The following is a 3,471-nucleotide window of genomic DNA, read 5'->3' as shown; positions in this document are numbered from 1 at the left end:
GCCAGAACCCATAACATATAATACGCCTCTGTCGACACCGGCTTCATATACCTTTTTACCTACTTCATCAAATATTAATTTAGCCATTATTTATTCCTCCCATTTTTAGTAATATAATGTAAATATATAGTGATATAAATTATCACTAACGAATGTTCTTTCTAGCTTACAATACTCGAATGATTCCAACATCTCAAGTATTATATTTTCATTGTCAGTTTTGTATATACAAGTTACCGAGTATTTTTTAGTATATGAATAAACTTTATTGTTCGCTTTTTTAATATCGCCAACTTCTTGGTTATATAAAATGCAAGGATAATTTAGTTTATAGTTTTCAGGTTGTTGATAATACAAATTAGTAATCCCAAGCGTTTCTGACAATTTATTATGTAGCGCCAATCTATTACCCATTATACACTCCTCCCAATGTTAATATAATTCTCGGATATCGTACATCGAATTCAGTTACAGCCCATTTGGCTCCCATATGGATAACATATTTTATATTTTGTATATTATTATTAACAAATATATCTGCTATTATACTTATACGTTCCGATAATATTACATTATCATTTATTTGTAAATCATTTTGGTATCTAAGAGATGTCTTTAAGACATCCCCCACATATGTTTTTTCAATCACTTCGTTAGACCATACTCCAGGCGAAGTTTCAATCGTATTCGAGAAACCTATTTTACCAGCAAATTTAGCCATTTTGATTATACAACTATGGTCTCTTAGATTCTACAGATATCGCAGAGAAAGGTTTAGTTATAGCTCCAGAACATCTAGTTTCAATTAAGTATTTTTGAGTATTGTAGTCTATATCGAAATCATCAAACATATTAACCGCTCCACCTTTATCCGCACCTATACCATAGTCTGCTAGATTAACTATTATACCATCAACATAATGAGTAGCTCCTGACACATCTTTAGTCATGCCCTCCATAACAGGTACAGTTATTATTTCTTTAACTCTTAATGTCGTTGCTAACGCATTTTCATCATTGTATAATCTTCTACCCATTGTATCTTCTAATAATAACATTTCAGTAAGCATATCTTCAGTAGTATATAAAGATGGAGAACCAGAACCCTTGTAATTCTTTCTAGCTCTTAAAGAATTAGATATGAATTTCTTAGCATGATCAACAGCATCATACTCAGCAGCACCACTTAAATCTATTACAGATTTTACAGTATATAAATCTGCATCTTTACATATAGGTCTTATTTTATCTTCCTGTATTTTGTCATCAGAAGAAGATAATCTACCATCACCTATTAGTACAGCTCTCGCTATTTCCTCTTCTAACATCATTCTCATTTCAAGTTTTAACCAAGCTACTATGTCCATATCTGTTATATCTATAACATCATCTCTGTGTAACTTTTGCTTTTCATAAACTGTTTGAGGTTCAGTAGTTCTCTTTAATAAAGTAAATACTTCTTCCTTCTTAAGATTACCTTTTATATAACCTAAAGCTCTTGCTTCGTCAGCTGTTATATCTGCATGTACAGTTTTTACTCTTGAGAATGGTATTTTATGTAAACCTTTCATTACTTTACCAACCCAACCTTGATCTCTTTGTATGAAATCTGGAGTATTACTTAAAGTTCTTGCTTCTGGGAATAAGAATTCTATATCAGTTATACCATGTTGTAAAGCACTTTCTTTTAATGAACCACATCTTTTAGCATCTCTTAAAACCTCTTGCATTTTTTCAGCATGCTCTAAAGCATTTGTTCCACCATTTTGACCATCGAATAAATTATGTTTCATATCTTCGTCCCCCTTAGGATTATCATTATTTTTTTTATTTGCAGCATCAGCTATTAATGCATACATTACATTTTTTTGTTTGTCGTTCATTGAATCGACCACATCACTTATTGTTTCGTCTTCTTTAGGATCTTCTTTAGGATCTTCTTTTGGATCCTTATCGACACCATCACTATGCTCTAAGTCTATATTAGAATAATAGAATAATTCGTTTACTTCATCACTATCTGAATGTTCCATTACGAAGTCTATATGAGCTTCTGGGTTTGCGCCCGCTAGAACTAAACTAACCTCTCTTATTTCACCATGACAAACATAGTCGCCTTGTTGTTGAAGACGATTAGCGTATATGGATAACGATGTTATGTCGCCTTCTTTAACCAATTCCTTAGCATTCATACCTTGCTGTGTTTGGTTGAATTTGCCGTATGCATATACACCTTCTTCTCGATGTTCTAATACGGCGTTACCTATGATGTTTTCCATTTCATTTCTTCTATGGTTCCATACTAAAGGTACAGTTATACCATCGTTGTGTTTGAACGCATCTTTAGTGATGATTCTTTGGTCTGAACATTGTATATCGTGTTTGGTTGCCCATCCACTGAAATCGTATTGCTTACTCATCAACGACTCCCCCTTCTTATTTATATCTTTTTATAATTATGCAGGCACAACAGCTTCTAATTGAATATCAGCTACACCAGCAGTAGTGTCTAGTATTATTAATGCTCCATCCACAGTACATTGAACTGGTGCATATAATACATCGTCAACATTTACTATAACTCTCGCCTTATTAAAAGCATATAACGAATCCGCTTTAGCTACTTGATTTTGTTTTTCCTTATCATAGTATATCTTTAGCGCTGTAGTATCCCCATAGAATACTATACTGTTAATGTATTTCTCACTGTGATCATTAAATATTTTTTCCATAATTTATTCCTCCACTTTTTCTTTGTTTATATCTAAAGGTTCAACTTCTGGAGCTGGACCGTTAGTAACTTGTTTATTTTGGTTAAGATTCTTGTTACGTAATTCATTAGCATTAGGATCTTTAGAAGGTTTCCATCCTATAATATCTCTCATCTCATTCGATGTAGCTATTTCATTACGTGTAAACTTATCCGATATTTCTGCTAGATCATTTATTGGAATCATTTTGAATGGATCTCTGAAATAACGTATTGTTTGTTTTTTAGTTCTGGCAGTTTTAGTTAAGAACTTATAAGTCATCTCATCGACTATAGCTGCCACAATAGGTTCAACAGTTCTGTTGTAATAATTTAACATAGTTCTTTCATCGGCAGTTCCATCCAATATGGATTGTGTTATACCGAGTTGAGAATACAATAAGTTTGTTAGATATTCGACCTGTGTTTGTAAATTATTATCTATTGGTCTATTTAATTGTGTTATCTTTTCGGTACTGTCTATATACGCAATTCCATATTTATTCTCAGTTAGTTGTAACTCTAGATTTTTAATTCTTTCTTCAGCCTGTCTATGACGTGCGTCAGATTTTACAGCATATGGAAGTTGTACTAATATATTTAATTTACCCGAACCACTTTGATCATCAACAATATCTAATAAGTTTAATTTATATTTTAAACGTTGCATTGTTGAGTTTGGTTCGTTTATTACCGCATATAAAGGATTTTCGACTATACCT

The 3,471-nt window shown here is 32.3% G+C and carries 4 protein-coding genes and 1 pseudogene; all 5 read right to left on the bottom strand.

Going from position 1 to position 3,471, the window contains the following annotated elements; genetic code table 11:
• Positions 1 to 105: 105 nt before the first annotated feature.
• Entirely contained in the window at positions 106 to 414 is a 309-nt protein-coding gene (locus VLM92_RS14415) for a hypothetical protein (protein WP_325277022.1), read from the bottom strand.
• Complete coding sequence (locus VLM92_RS14410; protein WP_325277021.1) at positions 407 to 721, bottom strand: DUF7253 family protein; 315 nt, start codon at positions 719 to 721, stop codon at positions 407 to 409. The genes VLM92_RS14415 and VLM92_RS14410 overlap by 8 nt, the downstream gene beginning before the upstream one ends.
• 13 nt (positions 722 to 734) lie before the next feature.
• Positions 735 to 2,420, bottom strand: coding sequence for an HK97 family phage prohead protease (locus VLM92_RS14405; protein WP_325277020.1), 1,686 nt, complete (start codon positions 2,418 to 2,420; stop codon positions 735 to 737).
• 36 nt (positions 2,421 to 2,456) lie between these two features.
• Positions 2,457 to 2,732, bottom strand: a complete 276-nt coding sequence (locus VLM92_RS14400; RefSeq protein WP_325277019.1) for a hypothetical protein — start codon at positions 2,730 to 2,732, stop codon at positions 2,457 to 2,459.
• 3 nt (positions 2,733 to 2,735) lie between these two features.
• A pseudogene (locus VLM92_RS14395) lies at positions 2,736 to 3,471 on the bottom strand (phage portal protein); the annotation flags it as partial.

This window comes from Romboutsia sp. (assembly GCF_035470145.1).
Taxonomy (GTDB): Bacteria; Bacillota; Clostridia; order Peptostreptococcales; family Peptostreptococcaceae; genus Romboutsia_D.
This window is presented reverse-complemented; position numbering and strand designations above follow the sequence as displayed.

Bases quoted from the DNA above. Each gene is read 5' to 3' on its own strand.
- VLM92_RS14415 (WP_325277022.1), bottom strand. From the start codon at position 414: ATGGGTAATAGATTGGCGCTACATAATAAATTGTCAGAAACGCTTGGG.
- VLM92_RS14410 (WP_325277021.1), bottom strand. From the start codon at position 721: ATGGCTAAATTTGCTGGTAAAATAGGTTTCTCGAATACGATTGAAACT.
- VLM92_RS14405 (WP_325277020.1), bottom strand. From the start codon at position 2,420: ATGAGTAAGCAATACGATTTCAGTGGATGGGCAACCAAACACGATATA.
- VLM92_RS14400 (WP_325277019.1), bottom strand. From the start codon at position 2,732: ATGGAAAAAATATTTAATGATCACAGTGAGAAATACATTAACAGTATA.